The following is a 23,424-nucleotide window of genomic DNA, read 5'->3' as shown; positions in this document are numbered from 1 at the left end:
CCGGGCATGCCGACGGAACCGAAACCACGCGATTCTAACAGCGGACATGGAGCTACAACCCCGGACTCCGGCTGTTTCTTTGTCTGGCACTTCTCTAACTCTATCCGCCGTGGTGTTTTATCCAGGCCATGCCTGAATGTCGACCCAAATACTTGCACTGATTATATGAGGGTTTTAAAGCAGAAATGGGCCTTATCGGCCTTATTGCGACTTGTGTTGCCCATTGGGCTCGTGTCGCTGTTTTGGGCTCGGGCGGATAGGGTGGCGCTGTGAGGGAGCCGCTGGTGCGGCGGATGCGGGAGTTCGGCACGACCGTGTTCGCCACGATGACGAAGCTGGCCGTGGAGACGGGCTCGATCAACCTGGGCCAGGGTTTCCCGGACACCGACGGGCCGGAGCGCATGCTGGAGCGGGCGGCCGAAGCCGTCCGGGGCGGCCTCAACCAGTACCCGCCCGGTCCCGGCCTGCCCGAGCTGTGCCAGGCGGTGGCCGAGCACCGCAAGCAGTGGTACGGCCTCTCCTACGACCCCGACGGCGAGATCCTCGTGACCGTCGGCGCCACCGAGGCGATCTCCGCGGCGGTCCTCGCGCTCTGCGAACCCGGGGACGAGGTCATCGTCTTCGAACCGTACTACGACTCCTACGCCGCGGCGGTCGCACTGGCGGGAGCCGTACGCAGGGCGGTGACGCTGCGCGTGGACGGGGGGCGGTTCACCTTCGATCCGGCGGAGCTGGAGGCGGCGGTCACTCCCCGCACCCGGGCGATCCTGGTCAACTCGCCGCACAACCCCACCGGGACCGTGTTCACCCGGGAGGAGCTGGAGTGCGTCGCCCGCGTGTGCCGCGAGCACGACCTGGTCGCCGTCACCGACGAGGTCTACGAGCACCTCGCCTTCGACGGTGTCGAGCACGTGCCGCTGGCCACCCTGCCCGGCATGCGCGAGCGCACGATCATGATCTCTTCGGCGGGCAAGACCTTCAGCGTCACCGGCTGGAAGACCGGATGGGTGTGCGCCCCGGCGCCTCTCATCGGCGCCGTGCGGACGGTCAAGCAGTTCCTCACTTACACGGCGAGCGCCCCCTGGCAGGCCGCGACCGCGTACGCGCTGCGCGAGGAGATGGACTGGGTCGAGGCCCAGCGAGTAGCTCTTCAGGCCAAGCGTGACCGGCTGATGGCCGGGCTGGAGGAGGCGGGGTTCGGGGTGCTGCGCCCCGCCGGCACCTACTTCGTGCAGACCGACATCAGGCCGCTCGGCTTCACCGACGGGCTCGACCTCGCCCGGCGGCTGCCCGAGCTGGCGGGAGTCGTCGCCATCCCCACCCAGGTCTTCTACGACCACCCGGACCGTGGCCGCCACTTCCTGCGCTTCGCCTTCTGCAAGCGGGACGAGGTCATCGACGAGGCCGTCACCCGCCTCCGCCGCCTCTCCTGAAGGCGCCGCGTCAGTTCAGCAGGCCGAGGTACTGGGCGCGACGCACCTGAACCCGCGTCAGGCGCACTTCCTTGTCGCTGACGAAGTAGACGCTGGACGCAGACTCACCCGGTCCCTTGTGAAATACCTGGCGCTTGTCGCCTAGCGTTCGCCGGCTTCCACCTGTCACCTCAGCACCCGGCGGGTCGAACTCGCCCGCGTAAGGGCGTGGCTGTCCGAAAACCCAATGCCGCCGGACCTTTTTAATGGCAAATCTTGTCGTAGACGGACCGGGCCTCGGGCACGCATCTTGTCACTGACAAGTTCGGTCGGGCCGGGCACACCACCTCGCCGGTAGTGAGAGAGCGATCGAGAGCCGTGAGTGCACCGGCCGCGGGACACCGCCTCCGCTGACAAGGCAGCGCAGCGGCCGGGGCCGAGCCTGCCCGAATCAGCCGAATGTGGAGGAGACCTGAGTGGACGTCAGAAACGGCCTTGAAGTGCGGTGGCTGTCCTGGGCAGACGCCGGGGAGGAGATCCTCGACCTGCGCAGGCGCGTCTTCACCGACGAGCTGGGCTGGCAGGAGGACAGAGTGCGTCACGGCAGGGATGCGGACGGCCTCCATCTCTGCGCCCTGTCGAACGGGAAAATCGTGGCTGCCCTGTCCGCTTATGTCTACGAGCCGGGCGCCCCCGAGCTGGCCGCCATGAGGCTTCCGGAGATACAGGGAGTCACCGTCGAGATCGGTAAGCGCGTAGGTCTCGCGACTCATCGGGGCAACCTCATCAGCGCCCAGATCGCCAGTTGGATGGTGCGTCAGATCTGCGAGGCGCTGCGGCCGTCCCGTTTCTTTCTCATCGTGCGGGTGAGCGAGCATCGGCATCTGATCGACACGTACGCGAGACACGGTTTCACGTATCACACCGAGGTCGGCTCCGGCGATGACGCGATCGGGGTGATGACGACAACGGGAGAGAAAGCCCTGGAGGAGTTCTATCTCATTCACCGGGAGTCCACCCGGGAAGGCGCGACCGGCCCCAGCCCTCTGTCTGTTCCCTCGCTTGTCCGGTTCCTGGCCGATGGCGGGCGCGGAAGTCTCCTGGCGGTGGACCGCCTCGCGACCGAGAACCACTACACGGAGTCGTTCACCCTCCAGACGGAGGTGCCCCGTCTGTCGGCTCAGGGGAAGCTCGTACTGGCCGAGCAGAGACCGCGCCTGGCAGCGACGCCGTTCCCGCCCGCGCCCGCGTCGCTGCTGGACATCGGTACGGGTCCCGGAGACCATCTCGCGGCGGTCGCCGAGGAGGCGCCACTGAAGGGTTACCGTGTGCGAGGGGTCGAGCCCGCCCCTCAACTGCTCGCCAGGGCCCGTTCGGCCTTCCCCGAGTACGACTTCAGCGACGGCAGCGCCTATGCCACGGGGGAGGCGGAGTCGTCGCACGACGTGGTCACGGCGAACTTCGTGTTCATTCATCTTCGCAGCCCGGATCTGGCGCTTCTGGAGATGCGCCGGATACTGCGTCCTGGCGGGCTGCTGTACGTCGTCGACGTCAACGACGCCACCTTCTCCGGGCCCGAGGTGGTCCGGCGAGTCCTGCGTGCCTACGACCGCGACTACCCCGGCGATCGGCAGCTTCTCGGCGACCTTCCCCGGCGCGCGCGTGAGTTCGGCTTCGAGCTCATCCGGCGTTTCTCGACGACACTCCGCGGCGCGGGAGCCCCTGAGCCGGTCTTCGGTCCGGACGAAATCCGGATCGGGAAGGCCCAGGCATGGAGCCTGCTGTCCTTCATCGGCTCTCAGCACGGGATCGAAGAGGCGTTCGAAGAGGCCGAGGACCACTATTTCGCCACTGAGTGTGAGCTCGGGCTGGATCTCGAAACCCACGTCTACCGGCTCTCGGACTGACCGTCGATGAACGGGCGTTGCCGGCGCCTGCCGGCCCGCTCCGGACGCCCCTGAACTCGACGTGATGCTGCGTCGCTGACGGCTGAGCAGCTCGGTGATGGGATCGGTTGCCGAAGAATGGGCGATCGATGGGCGATATTCGCCAATGAAGGCCTGTGTAGGGCTGGATAGTTTCCGGATGTGGGCGGACGCGTACTGATCGCACTCGGCGGCAACGCCATGACGGCTCCGGACGGGAGCGCGTCACCGGCGGACCAGCACCGGGCGGTCGGCGAGGCGATGACCCACGTGGCGGCGCTCATCCGGGCCGGGCACGAGGTGGTGCTGACCCACGGCAACGGCCCGCAGGTCGGCAACATCCTGCTCAAGAACCAGCTCAGCGCGGGCGTCGTGCCGCCCGTGCCGCTCGACTGGTGCGTGGCGCAGACGCAGGGCACGATCGGCACGCTCGTCATGAACGCCCTCCAGCGGGAGCTGGGCCACGCGCGGGTCGCCGCCGTCGTCACGCGCACGCTGGTGGACGCGGACGACCCGGCGTTCCGGGACCCGGTCAAGCCGATCGGACGCTACTTCGGCGAGGACGAGGCGCGCCGGTTCGAGGGGGAGGGCCAGGTCTGGCGGCGCTTCGACCGCGGCTGGCGGCGGGTGGTCGCCTCGCCCCGGCCGGTGGAGATCCTCGACGCCGCCGCGGCCGTCGCGCTGATCGAGGCCGGGTTCACGGTCGTCGCCGCCGGGGGCGGGGGAGTGCCGGTCGTACGCCGGCCGGACGGCGTGCTGACCGGGATCGAGGCGGTGGTCGACAAGGACCTCGCCGCCGCCGCGCTCGCCGTCGCCGTCGGCGCCACCGACCTCGTGATCGCGACCGACGTGCCGTACGCCTCGGTGGACTTCGGCACGCCCCGGGCCCGCCCGATCGGGGACGTCGGCGTCGCCGCGCTGCGCGCGTTGCAGGCGGCCGGTCACTTCGCCGGGGGCAGCATGGGCCCCAAGGTCGAGGCCGCGCTGCGCTTCGCCGAGGCGGGCGGCAACCAGGCGGTGATCACCTCGCTGCACCACATCGGGGCGGCGTTGTCGGGAAATATCGGGACCAGGGTGTCCAGAGGGGTGGAGGGATAGTGCCGGATCCGATCGAGGTACGGAAGATTCCCATCGAGAGCGTCACCGACGCCTCGGGGCTCGCGAAGCTGATCGACGGCGGGGTGATCGAGGCCGACCGGGTGCTGGCGGTCGTCGGCAAGACCGAGGGCAACGGCGGGGTCAACGACTACACGCGGATTCTCGCCGACCGGGCGTTCCGCGAGGTGCTGGCAGCGAAGGGCACCCGTACGCCGGAGGAGATCGCGCAGGTGCCGCTGGTGTGGTCCGGCGGGACCGACGGCGTGCTCAGCCCGCACGCGACCGTCTTCGCGACGATCGACCCGGCGACGGCCGTACGCACCGACGAGCCGCGGGTGAGCGTCGGCGTGGCGATGAGCGAGGTGATCCTCCCCGAGGACATCGGCCGTCCCGCGATGGTCGAGAAGGTCGCCGCCGGGGTCCGGGAGGCCATGAAGCTCGCCGGGATCGACGACCCGGCCGACGTTCACTACGTGCAGACCAAGACCCCGCTGCTCACGCTTTCGACGATCACCGACGCGAAGGAACGCGGGCAGACGGTCGTCACCGAGGACACGCTCAAGTCGATGGACATCTCCAACTCGACCACGGCGCTCGGCATCGCGGTCGCGCTCGGCGAGATCGGGATGCCGTCGGCCGAACAGATCCACAAGGACCTGTCGCTCTACTCGTCGGTGGCCTCGTGCTCCAGCGGCGTGGAGCTCGACCGGGCCCAGATCGTCGTGGTGGGCAACGTCCGCGGGATCGGCGGGCGCTACCGCGCCGGTCACTCGGTGATGCGGGACGCCCTGGACAGCGACGGCATCTGGGAGGCCGTCGCGAACGCCGGGATCGACCTGCCCGAGCGTCCCCGTACGGACGACCTCGGCGGCCGGCTGGTCAACCTGTTCATCAAGTGCGAGGCCGACCCGTCGGGCCGCGTGCGCGGGCGGCGCAACATCATGCTCGACGACTCCGACGTGCACTGGCACCGCCAGATCAAGGCGACAGTGGGCGGGGTGGCGGCGAGCGTGACCGGGGACCCGGCGGTCTTCGTCTCCGTGGCGGCCGTCCACCAGGGGCCGTCCGGCGGAGGCCCGGTCATCGCCATCGCGGACCTGGGCTGACATCCGGGGCCCGGCCCGAAAGGTAGGGTCGGGAGACGTGCCATCGATTCCGCAGCCCCTGCGCCCCGACGACGAGGGCGGCGCCGACCCGGCCGTGGCGGCGGCGCTGTCGGCGTTCGAGGCCGGTACGGCGACCGCCGCCGACGTCCTGGCGGCGCTCGCCGGGAGCCGGCTGCTGGTGCCCGTGGTCGCGCTGCTCACCGAGTCGGAGGTCGGCGAGCACGGCCTGCGCCAGGAGAAGGAGAGCGAGATGGCCCTCCCCAAACTGGTGGGCAAGGACGGCCGCGAGGCGGTGCTCGCCTTCACCGGCGCCGAGCCGATGCGCCGGTGGCGGGCGGACGCCCGGCCGGTGCAGGCGACCGCCCCCCAGGTGTGCCAGGCCGCGCGTCACGAGAACGCCGCCGCCGTGGTCGTGGACGTGGCCGGGCCGGTCACGTTCGTGATCGAGGGCGGCATGCTGCACGCCCTCGCGACCGTGGAGGAGGCGAGGCGCGACGCCGGCGCCGTCGACCGCCTCACCCGGGAGGTGCCGGACGCGACGGTCGCCCGGTTCGGCGCCACGGAGGAGGTCGCGGAGGACGCACCCCGCCGCCGCTGGTGGAGCCGCCGCCGCGCCTGACCCGGCAGCGGGGCCGCGTCCGGTTCTCCACAGGAGTACGGCCGTCCACAGCGCCGCGCGCGGGCCCGGCGGGTCCGGTGTACGGGCGTTAGGGTCGGCCGCGTGCCTCTTCCCGTCATCGTCCTCGCCGCCGTCCTCGGCCTGATCGCGGGCGCCTACGCCCGGGCCTTCGCCACGGGGTTCGACGCGCAGCCCGGGGCGCGGGGCGGGGTGGAGCCAAGCGACCGGTGGGGTGAGGTGGTCCGCGCGTTCGCGGCGGCGGTGCGCGCGGCGCCCCTGCCCCGCCCGCCGTACCTGCTCGAAGGCGTGACCGCGCTCGCCGCGGCCCTGGCCGCCTGGCGGATCGGCGACGGCTGGGTCCTGGCGGCGTGGGCGTACGCCGTGCCGGTCGGCGCCGCGCTCGCGGAGATCGACCGGAGGACCTGGCGGCTGCCCGACGCGATCACGCTGCCGTCGTACCCGATCCTGCTGGTCCTGCTCGCGCCGTCGGGCCGCCTGCTGCCGGCCCTGGCGTCGGGGTGCGCGCTCGGGGCCGTCTACGCCGTGCTGTGGTTCGCCCGCCCGGCCGGTCTCGGGCTCGGCGACGTCAAGCTGGCCGGGCTGATCGGCCTGCTGACCGGCGCGCTCGGCGCGCAGTCCGTGATCGTCGCCGGGATGGCCGGGCAGGTGCTCGGCGCGTTGTACGCCGTGGGGTTGCTCCTGGCGCGCAGGGCCACCCGGACGACCGAGTTCCCGTTCGGCCCGTTCATGCTCGCGGGCGCGCTGGTCGCGCTGTGTCTCAGCAACTGGGCCTGACGAATCGGGCCTGACGAACCCTGCCCGACGAGCTGCGCCCGATCAACTGTGTCCGGCGTACAACGCCCGGCGGACCTGGCCTGATGTGCGGGGAATGCGCACATGGGTGTCGGGGTGACGCCGCAGTCGGGCGCGCATGGAAGACTGGTCGTCATGCTGCGCTGGTTGACCGCCGGGGAGTCACACGGCCCCGAGCTTCTCGCGATCCTGGAAGGCCTCCCCGCCGGGGTGTCCGTGACCACCGCCGACCTGGCCGAGGCGCTGCGCCGACGCCGTCTCGGATACGGCCGCGGGGCACGGATGAAGTTCGAGCAGGACGTGGTGACGATCTCCGGAGGCGTACGGCACGGCCGCACCCTGGGGTCGCCCGTCGCCATCCGCGTCGGCAACACCGAATGGCCGAAGTGGGAGACCGTGATGGCCGCCGACCCGGTGGACCCGGCCGTCCTGGAGGGCCAGGCGCGCAACGCGCCGCGGTCCCGTCCCCGTCCCGGTCACGCCGACCTCGCGGGCATGCAGAAGTACGGCTTCGACGACGCGCGGCCGGTGCTCGACCGGGCCAGCGCACGTGAGACGGCCGCCCGGGTGGCGCTGGGCCAGGTCGCCCGGTCCTTCCTCAAGCAGGCACTCGGCGTCGACATCGTCAGCCACGTGGTCTCGATCGGCGAGGCCGTCGCGCCCCGCGACGTGATCCCCGGCCCGGCCGACCTGGAGGCGGTGGACGCCGACCCGGTGCGCTGCTTCGACCCGGACGGGAGCGCCGCCATGATCGCCGAGATCGACAAGGCGCACAAGGACGGCGACACCCTCGGCGGTGTCGTCGAGGTCGTCGCCTACGGCCTGCCGCCGGGCCTCGGCAGCTACACGCACTGGGACCGGCGCCTCGACGCCCGTCTCGCCGCCGCGCTGATGGGCATCCAGGCGATCAAGGGCGTCGCGGTCGGCGACGGCTTCGAGACCGCCCGCCGCCCCGGGTCGCGGGCCCACGACGAGATCGAGAACACGGCCGAGGGCGTCCGCCGGATCACCAACCGGGCCGGCGGCGTCGAGGGCGGCATGACCAACGGCGAGCCGCTCCGGGTCAGCGCCGCGATGAAGCCGATCTCCACGGTGCCCCGGGCGCTCGCCACGGTCGACGTGCTGACCGGCGAGGCGGCCAAGGCCCACCACGAGCGCTCGGACGTGTGCGCCGTACCGGCCGCCGGGATCGTCGCCGAGGCCATGGTCGCGCTGGTGCTCGCGGACGCGGCGGTCGAGAAGTTCGGCGGCGACTCCGTCGAAGAGGTGGCGCGCAACCTGGCGGGCTACCTGTCCTCCCTGGTGATCAAGTAATAAGGTCAGTGATCATGCAATCGGCGTCCAACGGCCCGGCCGCGGTCCTCATCGGCCCGCCAGGCTCGGGCAAGTCAACGGTCGGTCTGCTCCTCGCGGACCGTCTCGGCCTGCCGTTCCGCGACACCGACGCCGACGTCGAGGCCGCCGCGGGCAAGACCGTCAGCGACGTGTTCGTGGAGGACGGCGAGGAGCGGTTCCGCGAGCTGGAGGCGGAGGCCGTGCGGTCCGCGCTGGCCGATCACCCCGGGGTGCTCGCGCTCGGGGGCGGCGCGATCCTGCACGAGGCCACCCAGGAGCTGCTGGCCGGTCACCGGGTCGTCTACCTCCAGGTCGGGCTCGACCAGGCGGTCAGGCGGGTCGGGCTGGCCTCGGCCCGGCCGCTGCTCGTGCTGAACCCCCGCAGCCGCCTGCGGACGCTGATGGAGGAGCGCCGCCCGATCTACGAGCGGCTCGCCGCGGTCGTCGTGAAGACCGACGACCGTGAGCCGGAGGACGTCGTGGCCGAGATCGAGGCGGCGCTGTGACCGCGACCCGGATCACCGTGCGCGGTGACAACCCCTACGACGTCGTGGTCGGCACCGGCGTGCTGCCGGAGCTGCCGGGCCTGCTCGACCCGAAGGTCCGCACGGTCGCCGTGATCCATCCCGCCGGGCTGCCGGAGATCGCCAGGCCCGTACGCGAGGCCCTGGAGGCCGCCGGGCTGGAGGTCGTCGCGCTGCCCGTGCCGGACGGCGAGGAGGCAAAGACCGTGCACGTCGCGGCCGAGCTGTGGTCGGCCTTCGGCCGGTACGGCATCACCCGGTCGGACGCGGTCGTCGGAGTCGGCGGGGGAGCGACCACCGACCTGGCCGGGTTCGCGGCGGCGACGTGGCTGCGCGGGGTGCAGGTCGTCCAGGTGCCGACCACGCTGCTGGCGATGGTCGACGCGGCCGTCGGCGGCAAGACCGGCATCAACACCCCCGAGGGCAAGAACCTGGTCGGGTCCTTCCACCCGCCCAAGGGCGTGCTGTGCGACCTGGCCACGCTGGCGAGCGTGCCCCGCGACGACTACGTCGCGGGGCTCGCGGAGATCATCAAGGGCGGGTTCATCGCCGATCCGACGATCCTGCTGCTCGTCGAGGACGATCCCGCCGCCGCCCGCACCCCCGAGGGCGAGCACACTCGTGAGCTGGTCGAGCGCAAGATCCGGGTGAAGGCCGACGTCGTGGGCGCCGACCTGCGCGAGAGCGGCCTGCGGGAGATCCTCAACTACGGCCACACCCTCGGCCACGCCATCGAGCGGGTCGAGGACTACCACATCAGGCACGGCGAGGCGGTGGCCATCGGGCTCGTCTACGCCGCCGAGCTGTCCAGGCTCGACGGCCGGGTCGGCCGCGACGTGGTGGACCGGACGCGCTCCATCCTGGAGTCGGTCGGGCTTCCCACCACCTACCGGGCCGGGGCCTGGCCGCGCCTGCGCGAGCACATGCGGGTCGACAAGAAGGCCAGGGGAGCCGTGCTGCGGTTCGTCGTGCTCGACGACGTCGCGCGGCCGGCCCGCCTGGAGAACCCCTCCGAGGAGCTCCTGGAGGCGGCGTACCAGGAGGTGGCCCGATGAGGCCGGTGCTCGTCCTGAACGGCCCCAACCTGGGGCGTCTCGGCAGCAGGGAGCCCGACGTCTACGGCGCGCAGACCTTCGAGGACCTGGCGGCCCTGTGCCGCGACGCCGGCCGCGAGCTGGGCCTGTCGGTCGAGGTCAGGCAGACCGACGACGAGGCCGAGCTGGTCGGCTGGATCCACGAGGCCGCCGACAGCAAGACCCCGGTGGTGCTCAACCCCGCCGCGTTCACGCACTACTCCTACGCCCTGCGCGACGCGATCGCGCAGCGTACGGCGCCGCTGGTGGAGGTGCACATCTCCAACCCGAACGCGCGGGAGGAGTTCCGCCACACCTCGGTCGTGGCGGCGGTGGCCACCGGGACGATCGCGGGGTTCGGCATGCGGTCGTACGAGCTGGCGCTGCGCGCGATCGCCGACATGGGTGAATGACGAAAGAAGGATCATGGGGTACCGGTCGTACGTGGCGGTCGGAGACAGCTTCACCGAAGGGCTGAACGACCCCCTCCCGGACGCGCCGCCTCCGGTGCCGGGAGAGGTGGTCCGTTACCGGGGGTGGGCCGACCGGGTCGCCGAGGGGCTCGCGTCGCTGGAGCCGGAGTTGCGCTACGCCAACCTGGCCGTGCGGGGCAAGCTGATCGACCAGATCGTCGCCGACCAGGTGCCCCTGGCCGTCGAGATGAAGCCCGACCTGATCAGCTTCTGCGCGGGTGGCAACGATCTCATCCGTCCCGGCAGCGATCCCGACCGGATGGCCAAGAAGGTCGCCGCGGCCGTGCGCGACCTGCGGGCCACCGGCGCGGACGTCGTGCTGTTCACCGGCACCGACCCCCGCGACACGCCCATCATGCGGCGCGTGCGCGGCAGGTTCGCGATCTTCTACCTGCACGTTCGCTCGATCGCCGACCTGTACGGCTGCCACCTGGTGGACATGTGGTCGATGCAGGGGCTGCGCGACTGGCGGGCCTGGAGCGGGGACCGGCTGCACATGAACGAGGAGGGCCACCGCCTGGTAGCGGCCAGGGTCCTGCACGTGCTCGGCCTGCCCGGCGAGGACGACTGGCGCAAGACCTGGCCGCCCCGGGAGGCGGTGGACCAGAGGGCCAAGCGTCAGGAGGACGTCCAGTGGGTCAGGGAGCACTTCGGCCCCTGGATCGGCCGGCGGCTCCGCGGCACCTCCTCGGGCGACGGACTCGCCCCGAAGCGCCCCGATCTCAGCCCTCTGCCCCCGTTCACCTCCTGACCACGACGTCTCGACCATGATGCCGAAGTGGCGGCGTGCGGGCTCGCGTGGCGGTACGGCCCGGCGCGGGCGGATGTGGCTGCTCGCCGCGCTCGCGGCGCTGCCGATCACGACGGCCGCCGTCGTGGCCGTGGCCTACCCGTCGCTCGCCGCCACCACCTGCCCCGGCTGTTACGGACTGGAACGGCTGACGGAGGGCGTCTACGCGGAGCCGGGCCTGCCGCCGTACCGGAAGCGGCAGGTGATCTCGGCCGTGGAGGAGGCGGAGCGGCGGGTCCGCGACTTCTACGGCGGCAGGCGGGCCTCCCCGCGGATCCTCGCCTGCCTCAGCGACCGCTGCTACCGGCGCATCGGCGGTGGCGGGGAGCGGGGTGTCGCGGTGCTGAACCGCGCGGTGATGCTGTCGCCCTCCGGCGTGGACCCGGTCATCGCCTCGCACGAGATGTCGCACGTCGAACTGCACGTCCGGCTGGACTCGGGTGCGCAGGTGCCGCAGTGGTTCAACGAGGGCCTGGCCGTCCTGGTCTCCGGCGACCCGCGTTATCTCGCCCCGGACCCGGCGTCCGGCACGGCGGCCGGCGCCCCGGCCGACCGCTGCCTCATGAGTACGGACGCCCCGCTGCCGGTGACGCTGGACGCCTGGTTGCGGGCCGCCGGCGCCGACCGGAACACCTACGCCCAAGCGGCGTGCCGGGTGAGCCGGTGGGTGACCGCCAACGGCGGGCCGCATGTCGTGCTCGACCTTGTCCGGCGGCTCAACGAGGGCGAGACGTTCGGCGCCGTCACAGGCATGTGAGGGAGAGGTCAGAGGTCGGCGGTCAGGCGGCGCAGGGCCTCGCGGACCTTGCCGGGGTCGGTGGTGCGCCAGTAGGGCGGCAGCGAGTTCAGCAGGAACCCGCTGTAACGGGCCGTGGCCAGCCGGGGATCGAGCACCGCGACGACGCCGCGGTCGTCCATCGAGCGCAGCAGACGGCCCGCCCCCTGGGCCAGCAGCAGCGCGGCGTGGGTGGCCGCGACCGCCATGAAGCCGTTGCCTCCCGAAGCCGCGACGTGCCGCTGCCGCGCCGAGGCGAGCGGGTCGTCGGGGCGCGGGAACGGAATCCTGTCGATGATCACCAGGGTCAGCGACGGCCCCGGGACGTCGACGCCCTGCCACAGGGAGAGCGTGCCGAACAGGCAGGTGGCGGGGTCGCCCGAGAACTGCTTCACGAGCTGCCCGGTCGAGTCGTCGCCCTGGCAGAGCAGGGGCACGTCCAGCCGTTCGCGCAGGGCCTCCGTCGCGGCCTTGGCGGCCCGCATGGAGGAGAACAGGCCGAGCGTGCGCCCACCGGCCGCCTCGATGAGCTCGGCGATCTCGTCGACGTACGCCTCCGGCAGGCCGTCGCGGCCGGGCTGGGGGAGATGCGTGGCGACGTAGAGGATGCCGCGGCGCGGGTGGTCGAACGGGGAGCCGACGTCCAGGCCGGTCCACTCGCCCGGCCGCAGGCCCCACTGCCGGGCCAGGCTGTCGAACGTGCCGCCGAGCGCGAGTGTGGCGCTGGTGAGGACGACGGTCCGGTCGCCGAACAGCTTGTCCCGCAGCATGCCGCCGACCGACAGCGGCGCGACCCGCAGGGTGGGCGGGACGCGGCCGCGCCCCTCCTCCAGCCAGACGACCTCCGCCCGGTGGATCTCCTCGGCCTCCGCGTCGCCGCCCGCGCGGCCCGCCGGCCCTTTGGACGCCGCGGCCCCGGAGTCCGGATCATCGGAGTCGTCGGCGCTGAGGCCCGAGCCGGTCCCGCCGGCCGCCGGGCCGAACGCGTCGAGCATCCGCTGCGCGGTGTCGTGGACGTCGTCGAGCACGGTGAACGCGGCCTTGCGCAGCCCGGCGTTCTCCGGGTCGTCCTTGTCCTTGTTGCGCGGCCCGAGCGCCGTGATGCACGCGAACGCGGAGTCCCGCACCAGCGCGAGCGTCATCCCGAGCGACTGCGGCAGCGTGTCGACGCGGCCGGGCGGCGCGGCGGCCAGCAGGGCGCGCAGATCCTCGCCCGCCTCCTGCAGCCGGTCGGCCACCCCCTGCTCGATGAGCCGTCCCGCCCGGCGCACGGCCAGGCTCACGGTGGCCTCCGACAGCTCGCCGGTGACCACGGAGGTCACCCGGTCGGCGAGCTCGTGCGCCTCGTCCACGACGACCACGTCGTGCTCGGGCAGGACGGCGAAGTCCTCCATCGCGTCGATCGCCAGCAGCGCGTGGTTGGTCACCACGATGTCGGCCTCGCCCGCCCGCTCCCGGGCGAGCTCCGCGAAGCAGTCGGCGCCGCTGGGGCAGCGCTGCGCGCCCAGGCACTCCCGGGCGGTCACCGAGAACTGCCGCCAGGCCTGGTCGCTGACCCCCGGCACGATCTCGTCGCGGTCACCGGTCTCGGTGTCGTTGGCCCAGTCCTGGATCCGCTGCACCATCCGGCCGGTCGCGCTGACCTCACGCGGGTCGAAGAGCTGGTCGTCCTCGTCCTCGGGCATGCCCGCCGCCATCTTGTGGCGGCAGAGGTAGTTGCGGCGCCCCTTGAGGATCGCGAACTCGGGGCGGTGCGGCAGCAGGCCCTCCAGGGCGTCGGCCAGCCGGGGCAGGTCGCGGTCGACGAGCTGGCGTTGCAGCGCGATGGTGGCGGTGGACACCACCACGGCCTCCCCGCTCTCGGCCGCGTGCCTGATCGCGGGCACCAGGTAGGCCAGGGACTTGCCGGTGCCCGTGCCCGCCTGCACGGCGAGGTGCTCCTCGCTCTCGACGGCGTCGCGCACCGCCTGCGCCATCTTGACCTGGCCCGGGCGCTCGACGCCGCCCACCGCGGTCACCGCGGCGGTGAGGAGTTCTTCGACGGGCGGAAGCTCGGGACGGTCCTTTGGCACGGCAGAACGCTACCCCCTGCCACCGACATCTCGTGCGTGACGCGTTCACCACATCCTGGCGTTCCAGGAACTCCCTCTCGGCCCGCATGGCACACTGGATACCAGTGCTCTCAAGGTCAACGGCGATCTTCCCAGTGAGGTCAAAGAGGACGAAGCGGATGTTGCGCCAGGGTTCCCGGGATCGAGTGGACGAAAAAGGACTGGTAAAGGCACTATGACTGCCATGTCGGAAGTTGTCCCATTGCCATCGTTCGGCGAGGTGTTCTTCGACGCACGGGGTCAGGACCGCGTGCTCCGGGTCACCTGGCACGACGGCACGCTGGTGCTGAGTCTGTGGCGGGGCGAGATGTGCACGGCCAGTTTCCGTATGCCCATGGACGACGTGGGACGTCTGATCGACACCCTGGACGACGGATACACCGAGGCGGACGTTCCGGACCAGGACGCCGGCACCGGACCCTTCCCCCGGCAGGCGCCCGACCAGGACGGCTACGCCGCCGGCCGGGAGGGATACCCGCCGCACGCCGCCCCGCTCCAGGAGCACGGCCAGGAGCAGGCGCGGGAGGCCCGGGGCCGGGACGCCTATCCCGCCCAGGACCCTTATACCGCCCCGGATCCGTACGCCACGCAGGCCCAGGACGCCTATCCCGCCCACGACCCGTACGCCGCCCAGGTCAGGGACGCGTACGGCGCGCCGGCGCAGGACGCCTACCCCGTTCAGGACGCCTACCCCGCACCGGACCCCTACGCCGTCCCGGCGCGGGACGCCTACCCGGCGCAGGCCGCGGACCCCTACGCCGCTCCGGCGCAGGACGCCTACGCGGCCCAGGCCCAGGACGGCTACGCCACGCCGCCCGACGGGTACGCCGCCGGCCTGCCCGGCCAGGCCGCGGACGGCTACGCTCCGCGCGACCCGTACACCGCCGACGATCCGTACGCCGCGCCGCAGCACTCCTACGGCCAGGCCCAGGACGGCTACGGCGCCGCCCACGACGCGTACGCGCGGGGCGAGAACGGGTACGCCGCGCCGGACACCCACCGGGGACACGAGGCCGGCTACCCCGAGCAGCCCGCGCGTGGCGACTACCGGGGCGGTTACCAGGGCACCTACGAGGGCGACTACCAGGGCGACTACGAGTATCCCGACTTTCCCGGCACGGGGCAGTACGCCCGGCCGCCGGTGCCGCCGCCCGCTCCGGCCGCCGATGCCCACCCCGCTCCGGCCGCGCTCGGCCCCAACGACGTGCTCGTCGCCCGGGGGACCCCCACGCAGGACCGCCTCGTCGCGTCCTCCGCGACCCAGACCGGGCCCCTGGCGGACCCCCGCCAGCAGCCTCCGGCGGTCGACCCGAACGATCCCCTCGGCCTCGGCGCCGTCCGGCCGTACGTGAACGAACCGCCGCTCTATCACACGGGCGAGCGGCTGCGGCCGGACCAGTGGCCGGCGGACCAGGCACCCGGCCCGCACACGGAGCACGAGCGCCCCGGCAGACGGCGTTCCGGGCGGGCCACCGGGGAGAGCCAGGCCCAGTGGCCGGACGACGGCCAGGAGACGTGGGAGGACGCGCGGGGCTGGTAGGCCGATTTACGGGCCGGTGGTCAGCAGGGGTTCCAGCTGTAAGTAATCTCGTCGTCTGATGGACACCTCAACGGCACTGCAGTTCCTCCTCCTTCCCGCCGGCGCTCTCGCCGTCGCCGCCCTGGCCCGATGGCGGGACTGGTCGTCCCCGCTGCTCCTGGTCTTCGCCGGACTGGCCGTCTCGTACCTGCCCGGCGTCCCCGACTACAGGCTCGATCCCCATATCGTCCTGCTGGTCTTCCTGCCGCCGATGCTCTACTCGGCGGCGCTGGACAGCTCCTATCTGCGGCTGCGCGACGCCGCCCGGCCCGTCGGCCTCCTCGCGGTCGGGCTCGTCCTGATGACCACCGTGGTGGTCGGGTTCGTCACGCACGCCATGGTGCCGCAGCTTCCGCTGGCCGCGGCCTTCGCGCTCGGCGCGATCATCGCGCCGCCCGACGCGGTGTCCGCGGTCGCCATCGGACGCCGGCTCGGCCTGCCGCGGCGGGCGCTGACCATCCTGGTGGGCGAGAGCCTGTTCAACGACGCCACCGCGCTGACCGCCTACCGGGTCGCGATCGGCGCCGTGGCCGGCACGGCCGGGGGAGTGCTCGACATCGGCGGGCAGTTCCTCCTGGCCGCCGGGCTCGGCCTGGTCATCGGCCTCGCCATCGCGCGGATCGCGGGCATCGTGCTGCGGCGGCTCGGCGACGCGCTGATCGCCAACGGCGTCTCGCTGCTCGTGCCGTACGCCGCCTATCTCGCGGCCGAGGCCGTGCACGCCTCCGGCGTGATCGCCGTGGTGATCGTCGGAATCTACCTGGGGCACCAGCTCAGCCGCAGCTCGTACGGCACGCGCCTGCTGTCCGGGGCGGTCTGGAGGGTGGCCGACCTGGTGCTGGAGTCGATCGTGTTCGCGCTGATCGGCCTGCAGCTGCGCCCGATCCTCGCCGGGCTGGACGGCCAGCGGCCCGCGCAGCTCGTGACGTACGCCGTCGTGCTGTTCCTGGTGGTGATCCTCGTACGCGCCGTCTGGGTGCCGCCCAGCACCTACCTCCCGCGGATGCTGTCGAAGCGGGTGCGCACCCGGGAGCCGAAGACGCCGTCATGGCAGAACGTGGTGGTGACGAGCTGGGCGGGGATGCGCGGGGTGGTGTCCCTGGCCGCGGCCTTCGCCCTGCCCGAGGACTTCCCCCAGCGCAACCTGCTGCTGTTCCTGACGTTCGCCGTCGTCGTCGGCACCCTGATCGTGCAGGGTCTGTCGTTCCCCTGGCTGATCAGGAAGCTCGGCGTCTCCACGGCCAGGGAGCGGTACGCCGACGACCTGGCGGAGGCGGGCGCCCAGCAGGCGGCCGCGTCGGCGGCGCTGTCCCGGCTGGAGGAGCTCACCTCGGACGGCGTACGCGACGTCCACGAGGAGGTCGTCGACCAGTTGCGCACCCGCGCCGAGCGCCGGGCCATGCACGCCTGGGAGCGGCTCGGCGGCGGCACCGGCCAGGAGGGCGAGGAGACGCCCGCCGCGCTCTACCGGCGGCTGCGCCGGGAGATGCTCGCCGCTGAGCGCGACGTGTTCGTACGGCTGCGCGACGAGCGCCGCATCGACGACGAGGTGCTCCACCGGGTGATGCAGGAACTCGACTTCGAGGAGGCGACGCTCGAACGCGGCTGAGCGGCTATCGGGGCGGCTACTGGGACGGCCTGCCGGCTTACTGACCGAGGCGCTGGTCCAGGTAGCACCAGCGCCAGTTCTCGCCCGGCTCGTAGGAGCGGACCACCGGGTGGTCCGTCTCCTTGTAGTGGGCGGTGGCGTGCTTGCCGGGAGAGGAGTCACAGCAGCCGATGTGGCCGCAGGTCAGGCACTTACGCAGGTGGACCCAGTGCATGCCGAGGTCCAGGCACTCCTGGCAGCCCTGCGGCGTGAGCGCCTCGGCCTCGGCGGTTTCGGCGGTCGCGAGCAGATGTTCACACGTTCCCATGCCGCAGATGCTATGACCCCCGTTCGACCGGCCTGGCCGTGTCCTCCACCAAACCTCTACAAACCCGCCCCCGGAATCTGCACCCCCGGCCCGTAGGTTCCCGGCCATGACGGTCGACATCGGTGACTTCACGGCAGACCCGGCGGCTGATTTCACGGCCTGGTTACGCGACTTCGAGGGCGCCGCGCTGCTCCGCCACACGTGGGGCGACCCAGACTGGAGCCGGGGCGCGCGGCTGGACCCCGCCCTGGTCCGCAGCCTCCAGCGGTTCCAGGTGGGCGAGGACGGCGACGGAGCCTTCCTCACGGGCAAGGCGGCCCGGGCCGGAGACCCGGTGTACGCGGCCGCGGTCCGCCTGTTCGTCGCGGAGGAACGCGAGCACGCCCGCCTGCTGGCCCGGTTGCTCGAGGCGGCGGGCGCGGCGACCCTCCGGGGCCACTGGTCCGACGCCGTCTTCGTCCGGCTGCGGCGGCTTCTCGGGCTGCGCATGGAACTGATGGTCCTCATGCTGGCCGAGGTGGTCGCGCTGGCCTACTACCGGGCCGTACGCGACGGCGCCGGTGATCCGCTGACCTCGGAGGTCGCCGGGCGGATCCTCGCCGACGAGCTCCGGCACGTGCCGTTCCACCGCGACCGGCTGCGGTGGTCCTTCCGGAGGTCGTCCCGGCTGACGCGGGCCGCGGCCGCGGCCCTGTGGTGGGCCCTGCTGGCCGGCGTGGTCACCGTGGTAGTGGCCGACCACGGCGGGGCGCTGCGCGAGGTGGGGGTTTCGGGCGCCGCCTTCGTCCGGGAGGTGGCGGCGAGCTTCGGCGGCGTCGTCGCCGGCGTCATGTGGCCGGCCGGGCGGAAGGCCGGGGCCCAAGCGATTGAGGCTCAGGCGACTGAGGCCCGGACGACTGACGCCCGGACGGCCGGGGCGCCGGCGGCGGGTGAGGGAAACGGCGCCGCTCGGAGCCGCGGCGATCGGGGAACGGTTGGGTAGGGTGATCGGCATGCGACTCCTCCCGCTCGCCGCCGCCTGCGCCGCCGCCGTCCTGTTCGCCTCGGGCTGCGCGACCGCGGACAAGGCCCAGTCGTGCGCCGAGGCGACGAAGGTGATCAGCACCACCGTCAGTGAGATCGGCAAGGTCGCCGACGATCCCGCCGCGATGCGCAAGAAGATCGAGGACGGCGCCGCCGACCTGGAGAACATGGCGAACAAGGCGGCCGACACCACTCTCAGGGACGCCCTGCAGGGGCTGGCCGAGAGCCTCCAGAAGCTGAACGTCGACGACGCCAACGCGGCGGTGGACGCGGCGCAGAGGGTCGCGACCGACGGCGCGAAGTACCTCCGCCAGGTCAGCGAGGCCTGCATCTGACCCGGCCGCCGAAGGGCCGGTACGGCAACCCGGGAAATCTGCCGGAAAAGGGGCAGAATTAGCGTTCTCCCATGAGAGGGAACGAGAACGAGCCAGACCCCCGCTTCGTGCTCGCCAACGAGCGCACGTTCCTCACCTGGATCAGCACCGCCCTCGCGCTGAGCGCGGGCGGTATCGCCATGGCGGTCGTCCCCGAGGACGTCTTCGTCCCGTGGGTGCGCACGCTGCTCGCCCTCGTGCTCGTGCTGCTGTCCGCCCTGGCGGCGGGCTCGGCCTACCCACGCTGGCGGCACATCGACCGCGCGCTGCGCGAGGACCGCGCGCTCCCGCCGCCCGCCCTGGCCCCCATGTTCGGGTACGGCGTCGCCGGGGTGGCCGTCCTCGCCCTGCTCCTCATCCTCGTGCCGAGGTGATCGCTTGACCACCTCCGAGAGTGATGACCCCAGACCGGGCCTGCACGGTGAGCGGACCCGGCTGGCCTGGGTGCGGACGGCCGTCCTGATGTCGGGGTCCGGCATCGGGGCGGCGGGGGCGGCGGTGCGGGACGACCTGCCCGGCCTCGCCGTACCCTTCGGGATGGTGGCGCTCGCCGGGGCCGTCCTGCTCGTGCGCACCGGGCTGCGGCACCACGCCCTGGAGCGGGCGCTGCGGCACGGGCGCCCGCTCGGCGCCGGGCTGGACGCCCGCGTCGCCTGGGCCGGGGCGCTCGCCGCCGCGGCCGGAGCACTGGTCCTGGTGCTCCGCCTCGCCTGACGAGACCCCGGCCCGTGCGCCGGTGCCGGTCCAGCCGGTGTCAGTACCAGTTGTGGGACCGGAAGTGGCCCCATGCGCCGCACGGCGAGCCGTAACGGCCCTTGATGTACCGCAGCCCCCACCTGATCTGGGTCTGCGGGTTGAACCGCCAGTCGCGGGCGACGTAGCCCATCTTGTCGCCGGGCAGCGCCTGCGGGATGCCGTAGGCGCCGGATCCGGAGTTGTAGGCCCGGTGGTCCCAGTTGCTCTCCCTGGTCCAGAGGCTGTCCAGGCATTGGAACTGCTCACCCGACCACGTGCGGCGGGTGACGAGCCGGAAGGCGTAGGCCTTGCTGAGCACTTTCGCCGGCGCCCGGAACCTGGGCGCCTCGGGCGTGGCCCGCATCTTCCACACCCCGAGGTGCGTGACCCGGGCGTTCTGCCCGGCCGACGCACCGGCCGACTCAGTGGCCGACTCACGAGCCGACTCACTGGCCGACTCGCCGGCCCGTGCGACGCCGCCCACGCCACCGGTCAGGGCGGCCGCGATGACCGCGGCGACTGTGCTGCGTAGAACGCTGTTGCTGTCCAAATCGGTCCTTGTCATCGGGTCGCGTGCGGAAGGGGCGCGCGGCGGCGCCCCTCGCGGCCGTACGCCCATGGCGTGGGCGCCGCCGTCCGCTCGGCCCGCACCGGATCACGAAGAGCTTCCGGCGGGCACCGCGACGGGTCCTCACGCGGATTGAAATACGGCGGCCCGCCCCGGCGGCGGCATTCGCGACACGCCGCGGACGGATCTTTGCCGATCCGCCGCCAGACGCCGACCTTTCCCGGGGGCGCAGGTTAACCGGCGGCGACAGGGTAAAGGGGCGACACGGCGCGATCCCGGGGGCCCCTGCGCGGCGTGGCGGGGGAGACGGGACGTATGGTGCGGACATGAGCGTTCTCGAGATCCCCGTGAACACGATCGACGGCGCGGCCACGACCGTCGGCGGCCTGCTCGGCGGGCGGGCCGCGCTGGTGGTCAACGTCGCCTCCCGGTGCGGCCTCACCCCGCAGTACGGCGGCCTGGTCGCCCTCCAGCGGGCCTACGCCGACCGCGACTTCACCGTCGTCGGCGTGCCCTGCAACCAGTTCATGGGCCAGGAGCCCGGCTCGGCGGAGGAGATCGTCGAATTCTGCTCCACCACCTACGGCGTGGACTTCCCGCTGCTGGAGAAGACCGAGGTCAACGGCCCGGGACAGCACCCCCTCTACGCCGCGCTCACGGCCGTCCCCGACGCCTCGGGGTCGGCGGGCGACGTGGAGTGGAACTTCGAGAAGTTCCTCGTCTCCGCCGACGGCGAGGTGGTCGCCCGGTTCCGTCCCCGCGTCGCCCCCGAGTCGCCGGAGATCGCCGAGGCGATCGAGAAGGTCGTCTCCTGACGGGCGTCAGGACGACCGGCGCGGCGCGACCCTGGGCCCGCAACTCGCCCGTACGACGAGCCGCGTCGGCAGCGTGACCGTGGGGGGCCGGCGGCCCTGCCGCAGCACCAGTTCGGCGGCGCGGTACCCGATGTCCTGGGCGGGCTGGGCGATCACCGTCAGCGGCGGGGAGCACAGCTCCGCCCAGGGCACGTCGTCGAACATGATGAGCGACACGTCCCGGGGGATCCGCACGTCCAGCTCCCGGGCGGCCAGCACGGCGGCCTCGCCGAGCACGTTGCCACCCGCGAGGACCGCCGTGACGTCCGAGTGGTTCTGCAGCAGCCCGGCGGCGGCCGCGTAGGCGGAGTCGCGGCTCGCGCGCGCGTGCACGACCAGGTCGCGGTCGACCGGCAGCCCCAGCGACGCCGTCGCGTCCAGGAACGCGGTCACCCGCTGTGACTGCCCGTGCCGGGCGAGGAAGGCGATCCTGCGGTGGCCCAGCCCGGCGAGGTACTCCACCGCCGTGAGCACGCCCGCCCGGTCGTCGGGCACCACGCTCGGCACGTCGGTCCGCACCCGCCGGTCGGCGAACACCACGTTGAGCCCCGCCCGCAGCGCGGGCGCCCACATGTCGCCGTCCCCCGACGGCACCGCGATGAGCCGGTCCATGCTCTGCTCGATCAGCGCGCCGATCAGCTCGGCCTCCCGCTCGGGGTCGTCGCCGGTGACCCCGATCGTCACGGGCTCGCCGTACGAGCGGGCGCACGACAGCACGCCGTCGGCCAGGCGCGCGTAGAAGCTGTCGGTGATGTCGGGGACCAGCAGGCCGACGCCGCCGGTCCGCTGGCGCCGCAGGTTGCGCCCCAGCGCGCTCGGCCGGTAGTCGAGCCTCGCCGCGGCGGCGAACACCTTCTCCCGGGTCTCGGGGCTCGCCGATCCTCCTGACAGGACGCGTGACACGGTGGCCACCCCGACCCCCGCCGCCTCCGCCACTTCCTTGATCGTTATCCGTCGCTGCGCTGGACCACTCATGGAAACGATTCCATCATGATTCCATCCGGCAAGTGACCGAAATCTTGACAATAGGCGGCATTTCACGGGACAGTCATGAAAACGTATCCACTTGCTCTTGACTCGCAAGCGCGAAGGACTGGCATGGCTTCTATCGTTCTGAACAGTGTCGACAAGATCTACGCGGGCGGGGTGAAGGCCGTGAACGGCCTCAACCTCGAGATCAAGGACGGCGAGTTCATGGTGCTGGTCGGCCCGTCGGGATGTGGCAAGTCCACCGCCCTGCGGATGATCGCCGGCCTGGAGGACATCAGCGGCGGCGAGATCGTCATCGGCGACCGCGTGGTGAACCACCTCCCGCCGAAGGACCGCGACATCGCGATGGTCTTCCAGAACTACGCGCTGTACCCCCACATGACGGTCGAGGAGAACCTCGCCTTCGGCCTCAAGCTGCGCAAGATGCCCAAGTCGGAGATCCAGAAGCGGGTCAACGACGCCGCCCGCATGCTCGGCCTGGAGCAGTACCTCAAGCGCAAGCCCGCCGCCCTGTCCGGTGGTCAGCGCCAGCGCGTCGCGATGGGCCGCGCCATCGTCCGCGAGCCCCAGGCCTTCCTCATGGACGAGCCGCTGTCGAACCTCGACGCCAAGCTCCGCGTCTCGATGCGCGCCTCGCTCAACCAGATGCACGAGCGCCTCGGCGTCACCACGGTGTACGTCACCCACGACCAGGTCGAGGCCATGACCCTCGGCGACCGCGTCTGCGTCCTGCGAGACGGCGTGCTCCAGCAGGTCGACACCCCGCAGAACCTGTTCGACAACCCGGTCAACCTGTTCGTCGCGGGCTTCATGGGCTCCCCGGCCATGAACTTCGCCTACGCCGAGCTGGTCCGCGACAACGGCGGCGCCTCGGTCGCCTTCGCCGGCTACCGCCTGCCCGTCCCCGACTCGACCTTCGCCGAGAAGCCGGGCCTCGACCGCTACATCGGCCGCAAGATCATCCTCGGCATCCGGCCCTCGGACTTCGAGGACTCCGGCTCCGCCAGCGGCAACGGCGCCGGCTGGGCCCGCATCCCGGTCCGCGCGACCGTCACCGAGGAGCTCGGCTCGGAGATCAACGTCCTGTTCACGATCGACGCCCCGCCGGTCGAGCACAAGGACACCGTGGCCGCCGCGAACGACGGTGACGACGAGGAGACCACGCTGCCGCTGACCGGCGACAAGTCGCTGTGGACCGCCCGCGTCAACGCCCGCAGCCACGTCCGCCCGGGCCAGGAGATCGAGCTCGTCGTCGACACCCACAACCTGCACTTCTTCGACGTCGACTCGGGCCTGTCGATCGGCCACGAGGCCAACATCGGCCGCTGAGC

At 72.2% G+C, this 23,424-nt stretch carries 24 protein-coding genes; 20 read left to right on the top strand and 4 right to left on the bottom strand.

From position 1 onward, the window contains the following. Positions 1-269: 269 nt before the first annotated feature. The 12 genes from F5972_RS05410 to F5972_RS05355 all read left to right on the top strand — a co-directional run bounded on the left by F5972_RS05410 (position 270) and on the right by F5972_RS05355 (position 11,925). Complete coding sequence (locus F5972_RS05410; RefSeq protein ID WP_150931693.1) at positions 270-1,433, top strand: pyridoxal phosphate-dependent aminotransferase; 1,164 nt, start codon at positions 270-272, stop codon at positions 1,431-1,433. Positions 1,434-1,888: 455 nt separating this feature from the next. Further along, positions 1,889-3,319: a class I SAM-dependent methyltransferase gene (locus F5972_RS05405; RefSeq protein ID WP_150931691.1), complete on the top strand. Its 1,431-nt coding sequence runs from the start codon at positions 1,889-1,891 to the stop codon at positions 3,317-3,319. 180 nt (positions 3,320-3,499) lie between these two features. Continuing rightward, a complete protein-coding gene (locus F5972_RS05400; protein ID WP_225311185.1) occupies positions 3,500-4,435 on the top strand; it encodes a carbamate kinase in 936 nt (311 codons plus the stop codon). After that, positions 4,435-5,541: a barbiturase gene (locus F5972_RS05395; RefSeq protein ID WP_150931689.1), complete on the top strand. Its 1,107-nt coding sequence runs from the start codon at positions 4,435-4,437 to the stop codon at positions 5,539-5,541. The genes F5972_RS05400 and F5972_RS05395 overlap by 1 nt, the downstream gene beginning before the upstream one ends. A 37-nt stretch (positions 5,542-5,578) precedes the next feature. After that, complete coding sequence (locus F5972_RS05390; RefSeq protein ID WP_150931687.1) at positions 5,579-6,160, top strand: SseB family protein; 582 nt, start codon at positions 5,579-5,581, stop codon at positions 6,158-6,160. Positions 6,161-6,262: 102 nt separating this feature from the next. Further along, positions 6,263-6,955 carry a prepilin peptidase gene (locus F5972_RS05385; RefSeq protein WP_150931684.1) on the top strand — a complete coding sequence of 231 codons (693 nt, stop codon included), beginning with the start codon at positions 6,263-6,265 and terminating at the stop codon, positions 6,953-6,955. A gap of 153 nt (positions 6,956-7,108) precedes the next feature. Beyond that, positions 7,109-8,287 carry a chorismate synthase gene (aroC, locus tag F5972_RS05380; protein ID WP_204285505.1) on the top strand — a complete coding sequence of 393 codons (1,179 nt, stop codon included), beginning with the start codon at positions 7,109-7,111 and terminating at the stop codon, positions 8,285-8,287. 14 nt (positions 8,288-8,301) lie between these two features. Continuing rightward, entirely contained in the window at positions 8,302-8,814 is a 513-nt protein-coding gene (locus F5972_RS05375) for a shikimate kinase (RefSeq protein ID WP_150931682.1), read from the top strand. After that, positions 8,811-9,887: a 3-dehydroquinate synthase gene (gene aroB / locus F5972_RS05370; protein ID WP_150931680.1), complete on the top strand. Its 1,077-nt coding sequence runs from the start codon at positions 8,811-8,813 to the stop codon at positions 9,885-9,887. The genes F5972_RS05375 and aroB overlap by 4 nt, the downstream gene beginning before the upstream one ends. Then, entirely contained in the window at positions 9,884-10,318 is a 435-nt protein-coding gene (aroQ, locus tag F5972_RS05365) for a type II 3-dehydroquinate dehydratase (RefSeq protein ID WP_150931678.1), read from the top strand. The genes aroB and aroQ overlap by 4 nt, the downstream gene beginning before the upstream one ends. Positions 10,319-10,331: 13 nt before the next feature. Further along, entirely contained in the window at positions 10,332-11,129 is a 798-nt protein-coding gene (locus F5972_RS05360) for an SGNH/GDSL hydrolase family protein (RefSeq protein WP_150931676.1), read from the top strand. A 16-nt stretch (positions 11,130-11,145) separates the two neighbouring features. After that, a complete protein-coding gene (locus F5972_RS05355) occupies positions 11,146-11,925 on the top strand; it encodes a hypothetical protein (RefSeq protein WP_150931674.1) in 780 nt (259 codons plus the stop codon). An 8-nt stretch (positions 11,926-11,933) separates the two neighbouring features. On the opposite strand, the gene F5972_RS05350 is transcribed toward F5972_RS05355, so the two are convergent. Beyond that, complete coding sequence (locus tag F5972_RS05350) at positions 11,934-14,015, bottom strand: ATP-dependent DNA helicase (RefSeq protein ID WP_150931672.1); 2,082 nt, start codon at positions 14,013-14,015, stop codon at positions 11,934-11,936. 223 nt (positions 14,016-14,238) lie between these two features. On the opposite strand from F5972_RS05350, the gene F5972_RS05345 reads away from it, so the two are divergent. Together F5972_RS05345 and F5972_RS05340 are read left to right on the top strand one after the other, a co-directional pair. Next, complete coding sequence (locus tag F5972_RS05345; RefSeq protein ID WP_150931670.1) at positions 14,239-15,594, top strand: hypothetical protein; 1,356 nt, start codon at positions 14,239-14,241, stop codon at positions 15,592-15,594. A gap of 58 nt (positions 15,595-15,652) precedes the next feature. After that, the gene (locus tag F5972_RS05340; RefSeq protein WP_150931668.1) at positions 15,653-17,242 is read left to right on the top strand and encodes a Na+/H+ antiporter; all 1,590 of its coding nucleotides are present in this window, start codon (positions 15,653-15,655) and stop codon (positions 17,240-17,242) included. 37 nt (positions 17,243-17,279) lie between these two features. Here F5972_RS05340 and F5972_RS05335 read toward each other — a convergent pair whose 3' ends face one another. Next, positions 17,280-17,549 carry a UBP-type zinc finger domain-containing protein gene (locus F5972_RS05335; RefSeq protein WP_150931666.1) on the bottom strand — a complete coding sequence of 90 codons (270 nt, stop codon included), beginning with the start codon at positions 17,547-17,549 and terminating at the stop codon, positions 17,280-17,282. A gap of 106 nt (positions 17,550-17,655) precedes the next feature. Between F5972_RS05335 and F5972_RS05330 the strand changes: the two genes are divergently transcribed. From F5972_RS05330 to F5972_RS05315, 4 genes are all read left to right on the top strand, one after another. Next, positions 17,656-18,531: a ferritin-like domain-containing protein gene (locus F5972_RS05330; RefSeq protein ID WP_191909958.1), complete on the top strand. Its 876-nt coding sequence runs from the start codon at positions 17,656-17,658 to the stop codon at positions 18,529-18,531. Between the two features lie 10 nt (positions 18,532-18,541). After that, entirely contained in the window at positions 18,542-18,907 is a 366-nt protein-coding gene (locus F5972_RS05325) for a hypothetical protein (RefSeq protein ID WP_150931664.1), read from the top strand. 71 nt (positions 18,908-18,978) lie between these two features. After that, complete coding sequence (locus F5972_RS05320; protein WP_150931662.1) at positions 18,979-19,320, top strand: YidH family protein; 342 nt, start codon at positions 18,979-18,981, stop codon at positions 19,318-19,320. Between the two features lie 4 nt (positions 19,321-19,324). Next, complete coding sequence (locus F5972_RS05315; protein ID WP_150931660.1) at positions 19,325-19,660, top strand: DUF202 domain-containing protein; 336 nt, start codon at positions 19,325-19,327, stop codon at positions 19,658-19,660. Between the two features lie 40 nt (positions 19,661-19,700). On the opposite strand, the gene F5972_RS39145 is transcribed toward F5972_RS05315, so the two are convergent. Further along, positions 19,701-20,231: an aggregation-promoting factor C-terminal-like domain-containing protein gene (locus F5972_RS39145; RefSeq protein WP_318527511.1), complete on the bottom strand. Its 531-nt coding sequence runs from the start codon at positions 20,229-20,231 to the stop codon at positions 19,701-19,703. A 344-nt stretch (positions 20,232-20,575) separates the two neighbouring features. Here F5972_RS39145 and F5972_RS05305 point away from each other — a divergent pair, with 344 nt between their 5' ends. Beyond that, positions 20,576-21,064 carry a glutathione peroxidase gene (locus F5972_RS05305; RefSeq protein ID WP_150931657.1) on the top strand — a complete coding sequence of 163 codons (489 nt, stop codon included), beginning with the start codon at positions 20,576-20,578 and terminating at the stop codon, positions 21,062-21,064. 6 nt (positions 21,065-21,070) lie between these two features. Here the strand turns inward: F5972_RS05305 and F5972_RS05300 are convergent, their stop codons facing one another. After that, positions 21,071-22,078, bottom strand: a complete 1,008-nt coding sequence (locus F5972_RS05300; RefSeq protein WP_150931655.1) for a LacI family DNA-binding transcriptional regulator — start codon at positions 22,076-22,078, stop codon at positions 21,071-21,073. A gap of 123 nt (positions 22,079-22,201) precedes the next feature. On the opposite strand from F5972_RS05300, the gene F5972_RS05295 reads away from it, so the two are divergent. Continuing rightward, positions 22,202-23,422, top strand: a complete 1,221-nt coding sequence (locus F5972_RS05295; protein ID WP_150931653.1) for an ABC transporter ATP-binding protein — start codon at positions 22,202-22,204, stop codon at positions 23,420-23,422. The last annotated feature ends 2 nt before the right edge of the window (positions 23,423-23,424 follow it).

The sequence above is a fragment of the Microbispora cellulosiformans genome, assembly GCF_008728085.1.
Taxonomy (GTDB): domain Bacteria; phylum Actinomycetota; class Actinomycetes; order Streptosporangiales; family Streptosporangiaceae; genus Microbispora; species Microbispora amethystogenes.
Note: the sequence above shows the minus strand (reverse complement) of the source record. Positions and strands in the feature narration are given on the sequence as shown.